This is a genomic window from Mycoplasma nasistruthionis, assembly GCF_006228185.1.
Classification (GTDB): domain Bacteria; phylum Bacillota_I; class Bacilli_A; order Mycoplasmatales; family Metamycoplasmataceae; genus Mycoplasmopsis; species Mycoplasmopsis nasistruthionis.
Map to the genome: position 1 here is coordinate 178,719 of NZ_CP040825.1, position 19,002 is coordinate 197,720.

Consider the following 19,002-nt stretch of genomic DNA (forward strand, 5'->3'; position numbering starts at 1 on the left):
AATATGAAAGCAAATAAAGAACTAAACCATACAACTAGCCACTTACTAGGCGCAGCCGTTCAAATGCTGTATCCAGGTGTTAAACTAGGGTTTGGTCCAGCAACAGATGAAGGATTTTACTATGATTTTGAGTTTGTTGAGCCTTTAAGTGACACAGACTTAGCAAAAATCGAAAGATTAATGAAAAAATTAGCATCAAGAAACCTTGAAATGATTCAAGTTGATGCATCACAATATGATTTTAGTGATAAACCATACAAAAAAGAATTATTTGATGAATTAGTATCACAAGGCAAAAACATTACTTTCTATGCTTTAAAAGATCCGTTAAATCAAGAAATTGTTTTCGTCGACTTGTGTGCCGGTGGTCATGTTGAAAACACCAAAAACATTAAGAATTTAAAACTTTTATCATTAGCTGGTGCTTACTGAAGAGGAAACAGTGACAATATTCAGTTAACTAGAATTTATGGTACTTCTTGAGAAACAAAGCAAGAATTAGATGATTATTTAGCTATTTTACAAGATCGTAAAGAAAGAGATCACCGTAAAATTGGTAGAGAAATGAAATTATTTACTTTTAATCGTCTAGGCGGACAAGGTTTACCGTTTTGATTAGAAGACGGAATGTATATTCATAACGAAATTAAAAAAGTCATATTACAAATGGATCGTAAATATGGTTTCACAGAAGTTTTAACCCCTCACTTTGGAGAAGAAGAACTTTATAAAATTTCAGGACATTTAGCTCATTACAAAGATGACATGTTTAAACCTATTGTTGTTGAAAATGAGCGTTTAATCGCGCGTCCTATGACTTGTCCACATCACATTATTTGTTATGAAACAGAAAAAAGATCATATCGTGATTTACCGATTAGATATTCAGAACAATCACAGCTATATCGTTATGAAAAATCAGGTGCTCTAACAGGGTTAGAAAGAGTTAGAGGAATGCTTCTAACAGAAGGGCACTTATTTGTTAGAAAAGACCAAATAGCGCAAGAATTTAAGTCAATGTACAACTTAATTAAAGAAACCTTAGATTTGTTTAAAATCGAAATTAGCTATGTTTCTTTAAGTCTTAGAGATAAAGAAAATAAAGACAAATACTATGACAATGATTCAATGTGAAATGAAGCAGAAGATCAATTAAGAAATGTGCTTAATGAATTAGGCGTTATGTATGAAGAAAAAACGGGCGAAGCTGCGTTTTATGGTCCAAAAATGGATATTCAAATCTTTACAGCTCTAGGACATGAAGTGACTGTTTCAACTCTACAATTAGATTTCTTACTGCCTGAAAGATTTGATATTAGCTTCACTAATAAAGATAATGAATTAGAACGTCCAGTTATGATTCACCGCGGTCTAATCGGTACATATGAACGTTTTGTGGCGATTTTAATTGAACAAACAAAAGGTGTGCTACCATTTTGACTAGCCCCAAAACAATTTACCATTATTCCTGCAACAAATAGTCAAGAAGATATTGATTATGCAAATCAAGTTCAAAAATTATTATTCAGTGCTGATTTTAGAGCTAAAGCCGATTTACGTGATGAACGTTTAGGTAAAAAAGTTCGTGAAGCCCAAATGTCAAAATCAAAATTCCAAGTTATTGTTGGTGAAAAAGAGAGACTTGAAGAAACAGTTTCTTATCGTCAATATGGATCTCAAGAAACCACAACAATGCCTTTAAATGATTTTGTTATAAAAATGATGAGACTGAGAGATTCACGTGAATAAGCTCAATCAGCAAATTAGTAATAAATTCAAAATATTTAATAAAAAATTAGCTTTCAATATTTTTAAAATAGCTTTTATTTTATGAATTATTACAACGCTATTAATTAGTGGAACAATTTTGCCTTGAAAAATTATTATTCCAAATAGCAACTATGAATTACCAATAGTTGCTAGAATTGTAATTTCAGTACTTTCACCAATTATTATTTTTAGTTGGTTTTCAATATTGGTATGAAAAAACAAAGTGTCAATTTACAAATTTGCAAACTTTATTTTTATCACAGGTGTTTTTGCAACCTTGTTTTGAATACCGACAACAAGTTCAACTACTGAAACAACATCAAATGGAGAAATAAGTAGTTATTCAATTAACTGAATCTTATTTAAACTAGATGTTTTAGTAGTTTTTATAATTTATGCTGCATTATATTTTACAAGCTTGGTGTTGTTAAATTCACAAACATTAGCTATTTTAAGGTCTAAATTTAAAAAAGAACAAAAGAGTTTTCTAGAAAATTCGAACAGTCAAAATGATGTTGAAAATCAAAGCAACCAACAAATTGATATATAATCCAATAAAAAAGTTGACGTAATGTCAACTTTTATTTTATTCTTAGCTTAATTTAGCTAGTAATTGTCCCTGAATTGCTTGGTCAGATAATTCTGTAAATTCTTGATATTTTGAATCTGCTGTTAGAACTACTATTATGTTAGGTTTTACATTTAATTCATTAAATTTAGTTAAATCTAATTGCATTAATACTTCATTAGCCTTAATAGTGTCATTTAAAGCTTTTGGAGATGTTAGACCAATTCCATCTAATTTATATGAATCTAAACCAAATAACATTACTAACTCAGCACCATTGTTTGCTTTTAAAATAACTTGAGATTTATTAGCAGGCATCATTGTAATTTTAGCATCAAAAGGAGCTAAAACATCTACTTTGTTTAATGATTTATCTGCTTGAATAATAAAACCTTTTCCAACTAAGTTTTTAGCTAGAACATCATCATTTAATGAATCTAATGATGAAACCAATCCTGATAGTGGTGCATAAAAATCATTTGATAATTCTTGTTTAACTTCTTTTTTAGAATCACAACCACAGTTTTCTGATGATTGTTGATTGTTGCATTTGCTTGCTATTTCAGTTAAATTTTGTTTAATTGCTAGATTTAGTTCTTCTGCGTTTTCAAAAGTAACCTGAACGTGCTTTGCGCCATCAAAAACATTAATTGAACCAGCTCCAAGTTGTTTTAAAGCATCTGTATTAAGTAGGCTTAAATCTTTTAAGTCATAACGTAGTTGGTCAACACAGTTGTTGTAAGCAACGATGTTATTTGTACCACCAAAAGCATTAATAATTTCGGTTAAATGTTGCACTTGATATTTTGACATTTTAACTCCTTACAAATATTGTTATATTTATTTTATATTATTTTATTTAAAGCGAAAAAACTTTTCAAAAAGTATCTTTAAATCAGTGCTGTAGACCTAAAAGCATTAAAAAATCTCAGTTCAATACTGAGATTTAATGATTTTGTGTAAGTTAATTATTCAACAACTGCGTCTGCACCAGCTTCAACTAATTGAGCTCTAATAGCTTCAGCTTCTTCTGGTTTAATGTTTTCTTTAATAACAGCAGGTAATGCATCAACGATTTTTTTAGCATCCATTAAAGCGATGTCTAAGATTTCTTTAACTGCTTTGATGATTGCAACTTTTTTACCGTTGTCAGCTTTTAAAACAACTTTAACGCTTGTTTTTTCTTCACTTCCACCTTCAGCTGGAGCAGCAGCAACAGCTACAGCAGCCATAGGGTCGATACCGAATTCTTCTTTCATAGCGTCAACTAGTTCCATAACTTCTTTAATTGACATTTCTTTTAATGATTCGATGAATAATTCTTTTGTTAATTTAGCCATAATATTTTCTTCCTTTCTTACTTGTTAAATATTATTCTGTTTTACCTTCACTTACTAATTTAAGTGACAATGAAATTTGTTGTAATGGAGCCATCATTGAACGTGCAAGAATTCCAAGAGCTTCTTCATATGTAGGTAATGAAGCAACTTGTTTAATTCCAGCAGCATCAATAACTTGTCCTTCATAAGTTCCGGCTTTAAGCACCATTAATTTGTGCGCTTTAGCGAATTTTACTAATAATTTAGCAGCTGACATATCATCGTTTGTAGAAAACGCGAAAATGTTTGGTCCTACTAAATATTGGTCTAAGTCACCAAATCCAGTTTGTTCAGCAGCAAGCTTGAATAAACGGTTTTTGAAAACTTTGATTTCTACACCAAGTTTTTTAGCTTCTTTTCTGAATTCTTCTAATTCTGAAACTGTTAAACCACGGTATTCAGCAAAAGCAACAGCTTGTGAACTTTGAATTTTGTCAACAATTTCTAAAACAACTTCTTTTTTAGCTGCTTTAAATTTTGATTCTGACATATATGCCCCCTTTCAAAATGAATTTAACGCAATACAAGTTGAACAAAGTTATACACTCGGTAACAAATTAAGCAAATAAATATTAAATGCAGTTACTGTCTTCATATATTGCTTATTTATTATATACCAACATTTTAAAAAATCAACTAAAAATTTCAGTTTCTTTTTTATTGCAAAATTATGCTAAATAATTACTTTTCAATGTACAAAAAACACCTGTTGAGGTGTTTTTTTAAAATAGATTAGATAAAGATTCTTACAGTTCTACTTGTGATATTGAAGTGTCCTTCTAAATCAACTTCAAAAAAGATTGCAACGTCAATGTAATTATCTGTTTGATTAACAATTAAAGGAGTTGAATATAAGAATGATTCAGTAGGTTCACCATGTACACTTAAGTAATTGCGAATGTCGTAAGATTTAACAAAATTAGCAGTTTCAGGATTTTTTAAGGTTTCTGTATTTGTTAAATATAAAGAACCTAAATGTCTTGAACCGTTAGTTGCAGAAGATATAATGGCATAATTGTCTTTGTTTGGTCTAGTTGAAACAACAATACCACTGAATTGGTTATCAAATATTTCTGGTGCAGATATTTGATGGCGAACAAAAGTTTTTCCACCATCTTTGCTAATTGCTAAAGAAAGGGTATTGCTTTTGTGTTGGCGCATATGTCAATAAATTGTGCCATCTAAACCTTCAAACATTTGCGATTCAGAAACATTATCAATTCCTGATTCAACATAGTTTCAGGTTTGTCCAAAATCATCGCTGTAAATATACAATGTTGATTCTTTTTTATTTTCTTTTTTATATAAAGGTAAAAGAATTCTGTTGTTATATTTTGCATTTTCACCAGTTTGATATTTTAGTTGAACACCATTACCAACAGAGTTTAGGAAGTATTCTTGTGTCTTTTTAGGAACATCATTAGCTATTAATGGATAAAAGTCACGCAAGTTGCCTCATGTATGACCATTATCAGTACTTTCTAACATAAATTCATATTCAGTAAATTGGAAATTATATTTTGAATTTCCATCTCAAACACTATCTTGTGTTATATATTGTTGAATTTGTGTCTTTGTTGAAGTGCTATTTTCTCCGAATGCATTAAAAATCGAACTTGGAATGTTGTCATAAACCCTTCCTGTAATTTTTCTAGTTTCGGGGTCATAAGAGTTATCAATAACAGCATTAAGTGGGATTAATTCTGTTTGATCATTTATATTTTTAGCTAAGATTGTTTGATCTTTTAATTTAAATAGTTTTCATCAATTTGTTTTATTATCAACCACAATAGGTTTGGCAATTATTTTAGTTGCTTTGTTACCTCGCAGTTCAATTTTTCTTCATTTTCCTTTGTTTACAAAACCGCTGTAGTCAGTGTTTTCAGGTATATCATTATCATTTGTTCATAACGTATTGTCATTTGAGTTAAACATAACATGATAATTTTTCTTGAATAAACCAAATAGATAAATTAATTTACTTGAACCATCGGGCATTGTAACTTTTGTTATTTGACCATCGACCGTTTGACCTTCGTGATTGTGTCTAGCACCAGTATCAATTGTTACAATTAATTCTTGATTATTATTTTGTTCTTTTAAATTAGTGTATCTTTTTAAAACTTGGTCTATATAACCAGCATCAAAATTGCTTTTAATTCTTTTATCAGCTTTTATAATAATTTCATTATTATCTAGCTTAATAGCTCCTGGTATACGATATGAGTGTGAACCGTTGCTTGGCCCTGGAAAAACATTATTATCATATAAATGAACTAATCTTTTTAATTCAGGAACATTGTTTGAAAAGTTAATTAATTTTGGATATACAGAAACTTTATTGGTTTGAATATTTTTAGCAACAACTATAACTGGTAAAGAACCTGATTTTAATGTTGCAGCTAATTTGTTGTAACTATTAGTATCTGCATCATCTTTAATGTTTGGTTTATAGATGTTTAAAACAATATTTTCGCTTGGTGTTAAAAATCTTTTAGCGACAGTATTGTTTTTGTTTAATAGATCATCAAAGTCATATTGTTCTTGTGTATTTTCAACATCATTAAACAAATGAATAGGCATTAAATTTTCTATTTTTCCAAGATATTGGTATAAAGAAATAAATGATTTTAAATCTAATAAATAGTCTATATTATTAGTGTTTTTATCTAAAATTCATTTTACTAAATCATTTGTTTTAGCGTTGATTTCAACGGTTTTCAAATACTTGTCTAAAGCATTTTTGTATTTTTGATAATTTAATGCAATCTTCATTATTTCAAAATCAAGATTTAATTTTGGTTTTTCATCATTTATTAAATCCGATTCATCAAATGGTAATTCTGAAAATAATAAATTATTTTGATTTGTTTTTTCAAAATCTTTAATTGCTTTCTTGAATAAATCTACAACTTCTGGCTTCAATTCTGAATAAGCAATATTACTTATTTCATCAACTGAAGCAATTTTTTGTTTAACTTCTTCCAAAGAAACGTTTTTTAATTTGTTTAAGTTATAAGAATAATTTTCTTTTGCTTCAGTGTTATAAGTGGTTAAAGTTTCAGATGAATAAATTTGTTGTAACTTATTCAAATTATTTATTAATTGATTAGATTTATCAATTAATTTGTTTTTTAAGTTTATCAGTTCTTCTGAATCTGGCTTAATTGGTTCAATAGGTTCAACCGGAATTGTTGGTTTATCTTTTTCAGGATTTTTAACAGGTTGTTCGAAAAGTACTGATTTTTTGATTCTTTTAGGATGTTCACATGCAATAGTAGCGCTTGAAAAAACTAAAAGAGCAGGCAGAGCTAATAAAATAATTTTTTTCATATTTCTAAATAAAAGGATGAAAATTCACCCTTTTAAATTTCTTTCTAATTAAATTATTAAGCTGCTGGAGCTGGTTGTGTAGCTGTAGCACCTTCAGCTGGTTGATTAGTTGTGGTTTCTGTTGTTGGGGTAGGTTTTTCTGATGCTTCAACTTCTGGTATTGTTAAAGTAAAGCTTGATAAGTTTTCACCAGCACTTCTAAATGAGCTTGTAATATCTTTTCAATCATTTCCTACTTGAACTTTAATAGATTCTAATTTCACTTTTGAAGCAGCCAATTGATATTCAACAGCAACCGGATAAGTATTTACCAATTCATGTCCATAACCGTTTGGAGTTTGCTTACCTTTTGCAGCAATTAGTTGTACCAATCTTCTATCAACATCGTTTGTTTCATTAATTGAAAAAGTATAAACAGGGAATGAAGCCTTAATTAAATATTTTCCAACATCTGCATTACCTAAAAAGTAAATATTTGCAGTGACTGTATCACCTGGTTTTATTGTGATTCCATCTTTAAAATTAACTCAGTTATCTGCTTGAGCGTCAGTAGCAACCTTACCTTTACCTTTGTATACTACTAAATCTTTTTGTTTAAGTGTTAATGAATACCCGGCGATGTCTTTCCCATCTTTACCTGCATCACCTTTGTCACCTTTAGGACCAGCAGGACCTGCTACTCCTTGTTCTCCGGCGTCACCCTTGTCACCTTTTGTTCCAGGTAAACCACGATCTCCTTTATCTCCCTTAGGACCGATTGGACCTTTTGCTCCTGTATCACCTTTAGGTCCTGGTTTTCCGTTTTCGCATGATAGTGCAACTAGCGGTAGTGCTGTAAGTGAAATACCAGCAAATACACTAGTTAAAAATTTTAATGATTTTTTCATTTTAATTTATAGTCACTTTCTTGTTTTTATTTTTTGTCGCATATTTTTATATTTATTTATTTTCTAAAAAAGTTTTTAACTTTGATTTAATTATTCTTTATTTATATATATATATATATATAAATTTAAAATGTTGAATATGACAAGATAAGGTGTAAGTTGGTAATATTTTCACTTTCAAAAAGTTTTTATGAAAGAAAAACTGAAAAAATAAATTTTTAAATTTAGGCAATTCTTTATTTCAAAATCATTTTTAAAGAAAAAATCATTTTTAATAAATTGCAATATTTTTCGAAAAAGCTACAAAAAATATCAAAATTTAGTTAATAAATGAACTTTTGGTTATAATTACCTTTATTAAAGGTAATAGATAAATTTTAAGTTTGATTAGTATTTGAAAAGAGGTAGATATGAATAAATCAAAAAAGTTTAAATGAATTGCATCTGCTTCATTGTTGCTTTTTTCCGCAACAATGACTTCTGCTTTGGTTTCATGCGGTGATGTTGCTGTTCAAGATAATAAAGCTAAGCCTGAAGCTAATGAACTAGCTTTACAAGCTCATTCTTTAAATCAAAACATTTTATATAAAGATAAAATGGAAACAAACGCTTCTGAAGCAGTGGCTGAGAATTTTATCTTTGATAACTTAGATAAAAATAAATATGAAGTTAAAATAGTTTCAATTGAAGTTGATCAACAAAATGCTGGTAGTGTTTATTTATCATATAACTTGATATACAAAGAAAATCCTTCTTATTTTGAAAACTTTACAGTTTCAATTGGTGGTTTCAAAGATTATGTAAGCCCTGATGTTGTTTATCAAAATAAACTGCTAGAAATAAAAAGAAACCTAGATCAAGCAGTAGACAGCGTGTTTGTTTCATTTAACAAACAACCGAATGAAATATTAGTTACTGAATTAACTAGAGACAATGTTGTTTTTAATGGTTATGATAAAAGCAAATATACTCCTGTGATTACAGAGTTTAGCTTAGTTGATTCAAATATCAAAGTCAAATTCGTTTTAAGAGAAAATGAATTCAATGAAATTATTTCAGTTGAAAAAGAAGTTGACAATGCTAACTTTTTAACAGCTGAAACAGCTTCAAAATTAGCTAATGATCAATTAAAATCAGTTAACGCAACTTTAACTCTTTTACCAGCTGAATCATTAACTATTGATGTAGTTAATGATAATTTTGAATTTTCGGGTTTTGATTCTGAGATATATCAAGTAGTTGATTTACAAATACAACGTTTTGAAACTTCTTTGGCAATTTCATATAGGCTAAAAAATAAAATTTACACAACAGATGTTATATCTACAACTACAAAAACTCAGGAATTTAGCGGATTTAAACTAAATCCAATTCATAGTCAAAAGTTAAATGAACAATTAGGCTTAATAAATATAGACTTTGAAGGCAATAAGGCTTCAACTTTGTCTGAATTAGTTGAGCTTGATAAAATTTTATTTAGTGATTTTGATATAAATAAATATCAACCCACAAATATTACTTTAACACCTAATCCATCATCGTTAGATGTAACCTTTGCGCTCAAAGATCTTGAATTTGAATTGATTTCAAATTCTAGAACAATTACAATTAAAGGCTTTTTAGATAAATCAACTATCACTCCGGAATTAATTAATGCCTTATTAAACAAAATAGAAGTTGAAAAATCTAATCAAGGTTACTTTGAATCAAATGATATTCCTGTAGAGTTAAATGTTTTAAATATTGATGACATTATTAAAGAAAATCTAAAAATTAAATGATTTAGTAATGATGTTGAAATTTCAAATCAAACTGATCCATCTTTATTAATTTTACGTAATCAAATTATTAAAGATACTAATTACAAAATTGAATTAACTTATAGTTACCAAGGTCAAACTTATACTAAAATAATTGACCACTTAACTGTTTTTAATTCTAGTCCTTTTCCTAATTCTGAATTAATCGGTATTAATGGAGGATTAATTGTAGAAAATCAAGGAAGGTTACAAATTAGTAATTTAAATCAAGAAGAAATTAGTAAGGTTGAATGGTATAGATTTGACCAATTAGTTAATGAATCAACCGAAATTAATTTTGCAACAGAAACACCTGGTAGATATTATGCTGTTATTTATGGTAAAAACAACATTAAACACAGAACCAACATCGTTGAACTTTCACCACTACCTAACTTGAAACTAAACCATGAATTTGTTTCTAAATTATCAAACAAAGTAGAACAATCAAGTGTTGATATTAAAATTGTTGAACGTTATGCTAGAACACCGAATAGAACATATTATGATGCTCCTATGCAACAAAAATATGGTCCAAACTTCAAGTATCCAGCATGAGATTTTGACTACAAAGGAAACAATAAGCAAAACTCATTCTTTATACATAACGGAACTAGAGTTAACATAGCCAACGAGATTTTAAATGAAAAAGTTCCTGGTACAAACTACACATATGCTAACCCAACTTGAATTAAAGATCAAATTCGCCAAGGTGTTTTAAAGAAACATCCAGCCGCTGATGGATTTTATCGTTACAACGTTCAAGACAATACTCAAGCAATTGCTAAAGACATTAAAATCAATACAGTAAAAACAGGATACAATGGTACAGGAATTTATATTCCTGCCGGTGAAGTCGGTGAATTTATATTAGACCAACAATTTTATGACTTTTTAAAAGCTAATTATCAACCTAATGAAAATTTACCTTTTACAATTTTTATTAACAAAAACTACCATGACACTTATGAATATGACAACACTGGACAAACTTCTAGACGTTATCCATATGTAATGTCTGAATTTACTTACAAACTATCAGAACTAGGTTCTGATAGAAAACTTTATTTTGGTTCACCATTTGGTGGTTCAGTCACTGTTAAAATAGATGATAATTTAGTCAATAATTCAGGAGTACCAGTTGATTTTAGGGCTACTTTTAGAAATGGTGTAGAAGCTTTATATTATCAATACGGAGTTACAACTAAACAAGATTGACAAAATCAAATCGCAAGAGTTAAAAGTGGTGAAATAACAGCTCCAGTAGTATCACTTCAATCAAATTATTCATCAATTTTAGTTCCATTTAATCCTGAAGGTGCAAACGCTTCAGAACGTGCAATTTTAGACTTAAAAATTGATAATATGAATTTCCCAGAAGTTAACATGCGTAAGTGAGACAGTTTTTATGAACTTTCATCATTATGAGACGATTTCAAAGATGGAAAAATTGCCCTTAATTATTTAGAAGAGATCTGAGGGGGGGCAGGAGCCTGAGGTGGTGGAGGTAATTTATGATCTCCAGTTAGTTGAGGTAAAGGATATTTTGGTGGTGAACATGATTTTGGATTTAGTCAATGAGGAAATTATCATGAAATCAATCACAATTTTCAAGCTAATCAAGATCCTTTCGAAATCAGAGATCATGGATGAACAAATATTCCTTCTTTAGTTAACCTTTCATTTATTAACGACCACACAAGATATCGTAATATACTGAATTATGATGGTGAATTTGGAGATAATTGAGCTAGATTATCATCATTATATACAATGGCACTATTAAATGGTGAAGCTGATTGATATACAGTTTATGGTGCTTTAGTTTATTCAGTTGGCTCATTAAATTTTGTTAACTGAGTTAAAGATTCAGCTCAAACCGGTAAACATGGACAAGGTTTAGAAACTACCAAATTTTTATCAGATTACTTTAAGTTAAATTTCTACAACGCATTAAAACCAATTACTAGACCAAGACAAGGTACTTCTGATCGTGCTCAAAGATATAGAAATGCAGTACCACTAGGTGCTGAAATTACACCAGAAGTTAGAGCAAAATTAAATGAAATAGAAAAATACCCTGCAGTAGATTTTGTAGGAAATATTTATGCGTCTGGAAGTTATTATTGAGATAGTGTAAATCAAGAATATGTTTATCCACAAGATTATGCTCCAGCATTTGAAGTAGCTGCTTTTGAACCTTATGAGTTTGATTTTAGACGTGGAATCAAATCACTAAACATTGATTTCAAATGAAGTGAATTAAAAATTCCTAACACTACAAAATGAGGTGGAAAATTAATAAAAGACGGCAAAAAAGTAAAATATATTGCTAACAATGACTTCTTGCACGAAATTGATGAATTTGATGTTGAAATAATACCCGATTCTTGAAATGAAAAGCCAGCTAACTATGTGCCAGGTTATAAATTTAAAGTTAAGATTAGAAATGTAGTAAATAAAGGTAATTTAGACGTTTATGATTCTTATCTTGAAGCTGACATAAACACTGTAGAAGAAGCGATTGAAAAATTTGGTAAAAGAGTAGAAAACGACAAAAGTAAAGTGACTAGAGTGCTACAAAATGCACCTTTAGGTACATTTAATTACTTAGTTACAGGTAGAAATAAACCAATTGATAAAAACATGGTTGTTTTAAAACAAAAACTTGTTGGGCCCGCAAGCAAAACTTTATCATTCTACGGTGATATAGACGATTACATCTTAATCAAAATTGATGGTCAAACAATAATTTCCAGAAATGAATATCGTGGAGGAAGAGCTAAAATCATTGATTTTACTTTTGAAAAAGATCGTTTATATGATCTAGAAGTTTATATTTTCAACAAGTCATATTATGGAAAATCAAAAATTTGATTAGAAGATGAAAACCAAAAAGTAATTCCGCTTGAAGATTATGCAATTGCTTGAAATTATAGTCCTGACAAAACTTCTGTTCCTTACTTAGAATTATTAAGAGATGAAAAATATCACTATCACAGAAGATATAGAGACACAAATAATCGTAGTGAATCTCAAATTCAATCATTAGTCCCTGCCCCAGTAACTGATACTGTAACAAAATTAAAATGAACAAATGTTCCAACTAATTACACATCAGATATCTCAATACCACACGTAGTTGATGGTTCTTTAAAAACAAGATACGAAGACTGAAGTAGAAATGAAGCAGCGCTAAGATTAAGTTTTTCAGAACCTACGGTAGTTAATAATTTAGAAATTTGATACTGATGAGTGCATGCTACAAGCAGACCTAATTGATTTAGAATTACTGGAATTGATGCTGATACAAATGAAAACATAGTTTTATTTGAAGGCGATATTGAATGATATTCATACTACAAAATTTGATTTAATAAGCCTGCTAAAATCAAGGAAGCCAAAGTAGAAATGGCTAAGAAAAACGGCAAAGGCAAGGGAATTGTAATTGCTGAATTAAAATTTGGAAACACTATTAAATCAAATGAAATTATTCCATTTAATAGCATCAATAATAATTTCTTTGGTAGATGAGAGATCAAACAAAACGACCAACAAAATTACAGTTCATTAATTAATCATTCTGCTTTAGTGTCAAATCATCAAGATGATTATTTAGAAGTAGATTTTTACGGTAACGCGTTTTCAATTGTTGGAAAATCTAGTCCTGATAACTCTACTTTTGATGTTTATTTAGACGATGTTGTAATCGATGCTGATGTTAAAACAAACTATAATACAAAAACATTAAATGGTACTTTATATACTTGATTTGACCCAACTGAAAAATCAAAACCACACAGATTAAAAATAGTTAATAAGCAAAATAAAGAACTAACTTTAAATTACTTAGCAATACAAAAATAAGCATCCTTAACCGGATGCTTTTTCTGTGTATTACAATAGAAAGTAATATAATATACAAAACAATGATGAGAAGAGAGAAATATGACTAAAAAGAAACATCAAATAAGTCTTTGAAAAAAGGCTTTAGTCCTTACAACATTTGCCGCAACTTCAGTTTCTTTTTTAACAGCATGTAATGAACCGAAACATGTTTTAAACACTGAAAGTCAGTTGAAAGAACTAAATAATGTAGCATCACAAGTATCAGTTTCTTATTCAGGAAAAGAAACTGTTTTAGCCAGTGACGCTGATATAAACAATGTTATTTTTGTAAATTTTGACACCGTCAAATATCAAGTTATTGACAAAAAGATCACAAATAAAACACCACAATCAATATTTGTTGCTTTTAAATTACAATTAAAAAACAATGATCAATTAATTTCACAAGAAATAACAAATGAAATTACAGGTTTTAAAGACCCAGAAGCCGAAGAATTAAGAACTCTTAGAAAACAAGCTGAAAGCGCGTTGAATAATGCAACTTTAGTAGAAAAAGCATCTGAACCAGCTAAATTAATTGATGATATTGACGCATCTGATTTTGGATTTGATAATTATGATAAAAATCTATATGAAATTACTCATAATTTAGTTAGAAAAAACAATTCATATCAAGTGGTTGCTGAAATTAAAGTAAAAGCAAAAGATATTAAATTTTACCCTTCAAAAACATTTACTCCACAATTAAATCAGTTTACCACTGAAGAAAAAATATCTAAGAAATTGACTGATGAAATATTGCCAAATATAAGCGTTGACTTTGAAGGGAATAGAGCAGAAACTTTAACTACAAACGTTGTAACTAGTCAACTGATTTTCAGTGATTTAGATGATTCAAAATATGAAGTTATAGGTTTAAAAATTCAACCTTTAGATACTTCAATTCAAGTTTCTTTTAAAATTAAAGATAAAAGATATGAACCAGTTGTTGCATTAAGTGATTTAAAAACAACAACAATTGATGGTTTTAAACGCGATAGTGCTTCGATTGATGCTTTAAATGCTCAATTAGCTAAAATTCAAGTTGCTTTTAATGGTTCAAGCGAAACAACTATTTCCGATTCAGTAAAAGAAACCCAAATTAACTTTACTAATTACGATGAAGAAACATATTCAGTAGAAAACGTTATTTTAAATCCTAATAATACTATTTTAAGTATTAAATTTAATTTAAAAGACAAAAGCAATAATTTAATTTCAGAACCTAAAACTGTTGAAATTTCAGGATTTTTAGACAGACAAAATAGAACAAAAGAATTAATCAACACTTTATTAAATCAACTAAATGTTACTAAATCAAACAATGGATATTTCTTAAATAATAATTCAGCAATTGAACTATCGCTTGAACACTTTGATGCGCAACTAAGTCCTGCAACTTTTACTTGATATGCAGATGGACAAGAAGTTTATAATCAAACAAGCAACACTTTAACAATCACAAGACCACAGATTGTTAAAGATACAAATTATTCACTTAAAGTTTCTAGTGAAATTAATAACGAGATAATTTCTAGAACGATTGATAATATAACAATATTCAACGTTAATCCATTGGCTAATGCAATTTTAAATGCTTCAAATAACGGACAATTAATAAATAATCAAGCAATTTTAAATATAACTGGAATTGAAAATTCAGCAATAACTTCAGTTGAATGATATAGTGGAGAAAGTAAGCTTTCTACTACAAACAATTTAACTTATACAGCTACATCTGACGGAGAATACCATGCAATTTTAATTAACGCTAATGGTGTTCAATTTAAAACAAATTCAGTTCATGTTTCAGCAATGGAAATTAGAAATAATAATCCTCAATTTGCCGCTAAATTAAGCAAAGAAGCTAATTTATCAACTTCTGAAATAAAAATTCTTGACAGAAAACCAAGAACCAACATTCAAACTCAATATTATGACACTAATTTATTAAGAACATATCAACAATATGGTTTTAAATACCCAGGATATGATAAAAACTATGAAAATGGTGGAAACAGTCACTCTGAATCATTTTTAAATTATACTGATGCTTCAGGGACTTCACAAAGAGTTAATATTCATAATTTAGTGTTAAATGAAACAGTAGATAATAAATCGGTTTTTTATAACAATACTGATTGAATTAAAAGCGAAATCGCTCAAAACAATTTAAAAATTCACCCTGCAGTCAAAACATTTTACGTAAACAATGTTAAGACAAATACTGAAACAGTTACAAAAAGCATTGTTTTATCAACTGCTATGACTGGTTATAACCAAGTTGGTTTATATATTCCTGCTGGAGAAGTAGCTGAAATAGAGTTGGATGAAGACTTTTATAACCAAATGTTGTCTCAATATGGAACTGAAAGAGAATTACCAATTGAATTCATCTTAAATAAAAACTATTGAGATAATAAAGAGTTTAATAACTCAGGAATGATTAGTAATAGATATCCGCGTTTAATTTCAACTTTCAAATACAAGCTTTCTGAAGCAACTAATAGACGTTTCAAAATAGGTTCACCATTCGGTGGGTCAATAACAATTAACCTGCCACAAAAACTTTATGATAAAAATGGCGCTCCAATGGAATTTAAAGCTAAAATTTACAATGCTGTAGAAATGCTATTTTATCAATATGGCGTTACAACAAAACAAGAATGAGATGACCAAATTCAAAGAGTTATAAGTGGCAAAATTACAGCACCTGTAATTAGTATGCAGACTAATTATTCATCAATCTTAATTCCATTTGATAATGGAACTGAAAAGACTTTAAAAGGTCTAAAAGTTCAAGACTTTATTTTCCCAGAAGAAAATATGCACAAGTGAGATAACTTCTATCAAACATCATTTACTTGAAGTAATTACAATCATAACAAAATTGCTTTAAACTATTGTGATGACGTATTTGATGGTGCTTTTGCTTGAGGTGGAGGAGATAATCTTTATGCATATATTCAATGAGCTAAAAGATATTTCCAAGGTGAAGATGATTTCGGATTTGATAACTGAGGAAATTACCATGAAGTAAACCATAACTTTGAACAAATTCAAGATCCATTTAATATTAGAGATCATGGTTGAACAAATATTCCTTCTTTAGTTAACTTGTCATATATCAATGACCAAACAAGCTTTAGAAATGAATTGAATTATGAAGGTTACTGATCTTCTGGTTGAGCTAGATTAGGTAATTTATATACAATTTCAAAATTAAAAAGAAATAATGACTGATATTCATTTTATGGAGCTTTAATTTATACACTAGGCGCAGAAAACTTTGTAAATTGAGTCAAAGCTTCAGCTGTTGCTGGAAAGCACAATCAAGAACTTGAAACAATGAAGTTTTTATCAAACTACTTTAAATTAAACCTATATTATGCTGGTTCAACATTTACTGGTTTAGTCAGAGATAAAGCAGACTTCAGATTAGCTTTCCCTGATAAATCTCAACTTAATGACTTAGAATATGATGGTGGTTTCATTAAGAAAGAACTTAAGAAAATCGAAGATGCTTATCCGGCAATTGATTTTGTAGGAAACTTATATGCTGTAGGAAATTATTTATATAATTCTGAAACTAGAGAATTCGAATATGGCGATGACGTTCAAGCAGAAATGCAAATTCCAGCATTTGAAGATTATGTGTTTGACTTTGAAAAAAATATCTCATCAATGAATCCGAATTTCGCATGAGATAGGTTAGAAGTTTCAGCAACTACAAAATGAGGTGGAACATTAAGTGTCAACGGCAAAAAAGTGACTTATAGTGCTAATAAGGATCAATTAGATAAAATTGATGAATTTGATGTTACTATTTATCCATCAAATTTTGCTGGTAAACCACAAAATTATGTGCCAGCTTATAAATTTAAGATAAAAGTTCGTAATGTGGTTAATCGTCCTATTTATATAGTGCATGCTCCTGTACAAGGTGGACTGAGAAAAATGGCAGATGTCTTAAATGCTGTGGAAAACAGAACTGACAATAAACCACCATTAAAAATTGTGCAAACTTTCAGAAATGGTGTAGTAAACAACTTTAAAGCTATTGACAGAGATGTTCATGATCGTTTAGTACAAGCTCAAATGAAATTTGTTGCACCAGTAACAGGGACTTTAACCATGAATGCTGATGCTGATGATTTATTCCAATGAAAAGTTAATGGTCAAATTATCAAAACAAGAGATTCATATCACAATGGATGACAAGCTTTAGGTACTTATGAATTTGTTAAAGGACAAATTTATGATATTGAAATAAACGTGTTTAACCAAGGTAATGGTGGTAAAATGCTTTACCATTTCACAGATTCTGCAGGTAAAATTTATTACCTAGAACATTATTCATTACTGCCTACATATGATGCATCTAAAATTTCAACTTCTGTTGATGAACTTCTAGATTTAAATTCAAAATGACAATACAAACCACGTTTCAGACCTACAACCGAAAGAACTCCGGATCAATTAAGATCTATTTTAACTAGATATGATCATAATATAACAGGGACAGTTGAAGCTTCTGATTCAACAAGCGTAAATAATCAAGAGCAAACAAAATTAAGCAACTTGTTTGATGGTAAAAACAATACTCGTTTTGAAGACTGACATACTAATTCAGCTGAATTTACAATTACTTTCGAACAACCTGAAACAATTAATTATGTTGACTTAATTAGACATAATGAACACCCAAAATTTGCACCCAATTCCTTAAAAATCACAGGTATTTTAGAAAATGGTAACAAAGTTATCTTATATGGTAATGAAGCTGATGAATATTCAGATGGTTCAGTTGAATTTTCAACTAGCGGTCTAGAAGCTTCAAGAAGATTTAACTTTAGTAAAGCATATAAATTAAAAGCTGTTGAAGTTATTATTTCAAGAAGTAGAAAATACATCAGATTACAAACCAGAAATCAAAATGGGTTAATTTTAGCTGAAATGAAATTTGGTTTCAATGTTGTTCCTACTAATTTAATACCGATCAATAATGATAAAAACACTTTTTTAGGAAACTGAAATATTTTAGATAACTCAAGTGGTGAAAGTAATTCAATAGTAAACAATGCTTCAGCTAAAAGTTCAAATGCTAATGATTCTCTAATAATTCCATTTGTTGGTAATTCATTTGCAATCATGGGTAAAAAAGCTCCGCAAAACAGTACTTTTGATGTTTATGTAGATGATAAATTAGTAGCAGAAAATGTTTCAACTAACGTTGCTAATGTTTCAATGAATACTAACATTTTCCAATACTTATTAGATAATTCTGAAGCTGATGATCATCATAGTTTAAAACTAGTTAATAAAGAAAACAAACCTTTAATCCTAAATTACCTAGTTATTGCAAAATCATAATAATA

At 29.2% G+C, this 19,002-nt stretch carries 9 protein-coding genes; 4 read left to right on the forward strand and 5 right to left on the reverse strand.

What is annotated here, in order from left to right; genetic code table 4:
* Positions 1-3: 3 nt before the first annotated feature.
* Both thrS and FG904_RS00760 read left to right on the forward strand, forming a co-directional pair.
* Positions 4-1,749 (forward strand): threonine--tRNA ligase, encoded by a 1,746-nt coding sequence (thrS, locus tag FG904_RS00755; RefSeq protein WP_139592031.1) that lies wholly within the window; start codon positions 4-6, stop codon positions 1,747-1,749.
* Complete coding sequence (locus tag FG904_RS00760; protein ID WP_139592032.1) at positions 1,742-2,320, forward strand: hypothetical protein; 579 nt, start codon at positions 1,742-1,744, stop codon at positions 2,318-2,320. The genes thrS and FG904_RS00760 overlap by 8 nt, the downstream gene beginning before the upstream one ends.
* A 42-nt stretch (positions 2,321-2,362) precedes the next feature.
* Here the strand turns inward: FG904_RS00760 and FG904_RS00765 are convergent, their stop codons facing one another.
* The 5 genes from FG904_RS00765 to FG904_RS00785 form a co-directional block, all read right to left on the reverse strand.
* Positions 2,363-3,151 (reverse strand): PTS glucose transporter subunit IIA, encoded by a 789-nt coding sequence (locus FG904_RS00765; protein ID WP_139592033.1) that lies wholly within the window; start codon positions 3,149-3,151, stop codon positions 2,363-2,365.
* Between the two features lie 155 nt (positions 3,152-3,306).
* Positions 3,307-3,678 (reverse strand): 50S ribosomal protein L7/L12, encoded by a 372-nt coding sequence (gene rplL, locus FG904_RS00770; RefSeq protein ID WP_139592034.1) that lies wholly within the window; start codon positions 3,676-3,678, stop codon positions 3,307-3,309.
* A 31-nt stretch (positions 3,679-3,709) separates the two neighbouring features.
* Positions 3,710-4,207 carry a 50S ribosomal protein L10 gene (gene rplJ / locus FG904_RS00775; protein ID WP_139592035.1) on the reverse strand — a complete coding sequence of 166 codons (498 nt, stop codon included), beginning with the start codon at positions 4,205-4,207 and terminating at the stop codon, positions 3,710-3,712.
* 242 nt (positions 4,208-4,449) lie between these two features.
* Positions 4,450-7,050 carry an exo-alpha-sialidase gene (locus FG904_RS00780; protein WP_139592036.1) on the reverse strand — a complete coding sequence of 867 codons (2,601 nt, stop codon included), beginning with the start codon at positions 7,048-7,050 and terminating at the stop codon, positions 4,450-4,452.
* A 56-nt stretch (positions 7,051-7,106) separates the two neighbouring features.
* On the reverse strand, positions 7,107-7,937 hold the full coding sequence (locus FG904_RS00785; RefSeq protein ID WP_139592037.1) for a collagen-like protein: 831 nt from the start codon (positions 7,935-7,937) through the stop codon (positions 7,107-7,109).
* Positions 7,938-8,347: 410 nt separating this feature from the next.
* Between FG904_RS00785 and FG904_RS00790 the strand changes: the two genes are divergently transcribed.
* Complete coding sequence (locus FG904_RS00790; RefSeq protein ID WP_139592038.1) at positions 8,348-13,603, forward strand: M60 family metallopeptidase; 5,256 nt, start codon at positions 8,348-8,350, stop codon at positions 13,601-13,603.
* 81 nt (positions 13,604-13,684) lie between these two features.
* Complete coding sequence (locus tag FG904_RS00795) at positions 13,685-18,997, forward strand: M60 family metallopeptidase (RefSeq protein ID WP_139592039.1); 5,313 nt, start codon at positions 13,685-13,687, stop codon at positions 18,995-18,997.
* Positions 18,998-19,002 lie beyond the last annotated feature (5 nt).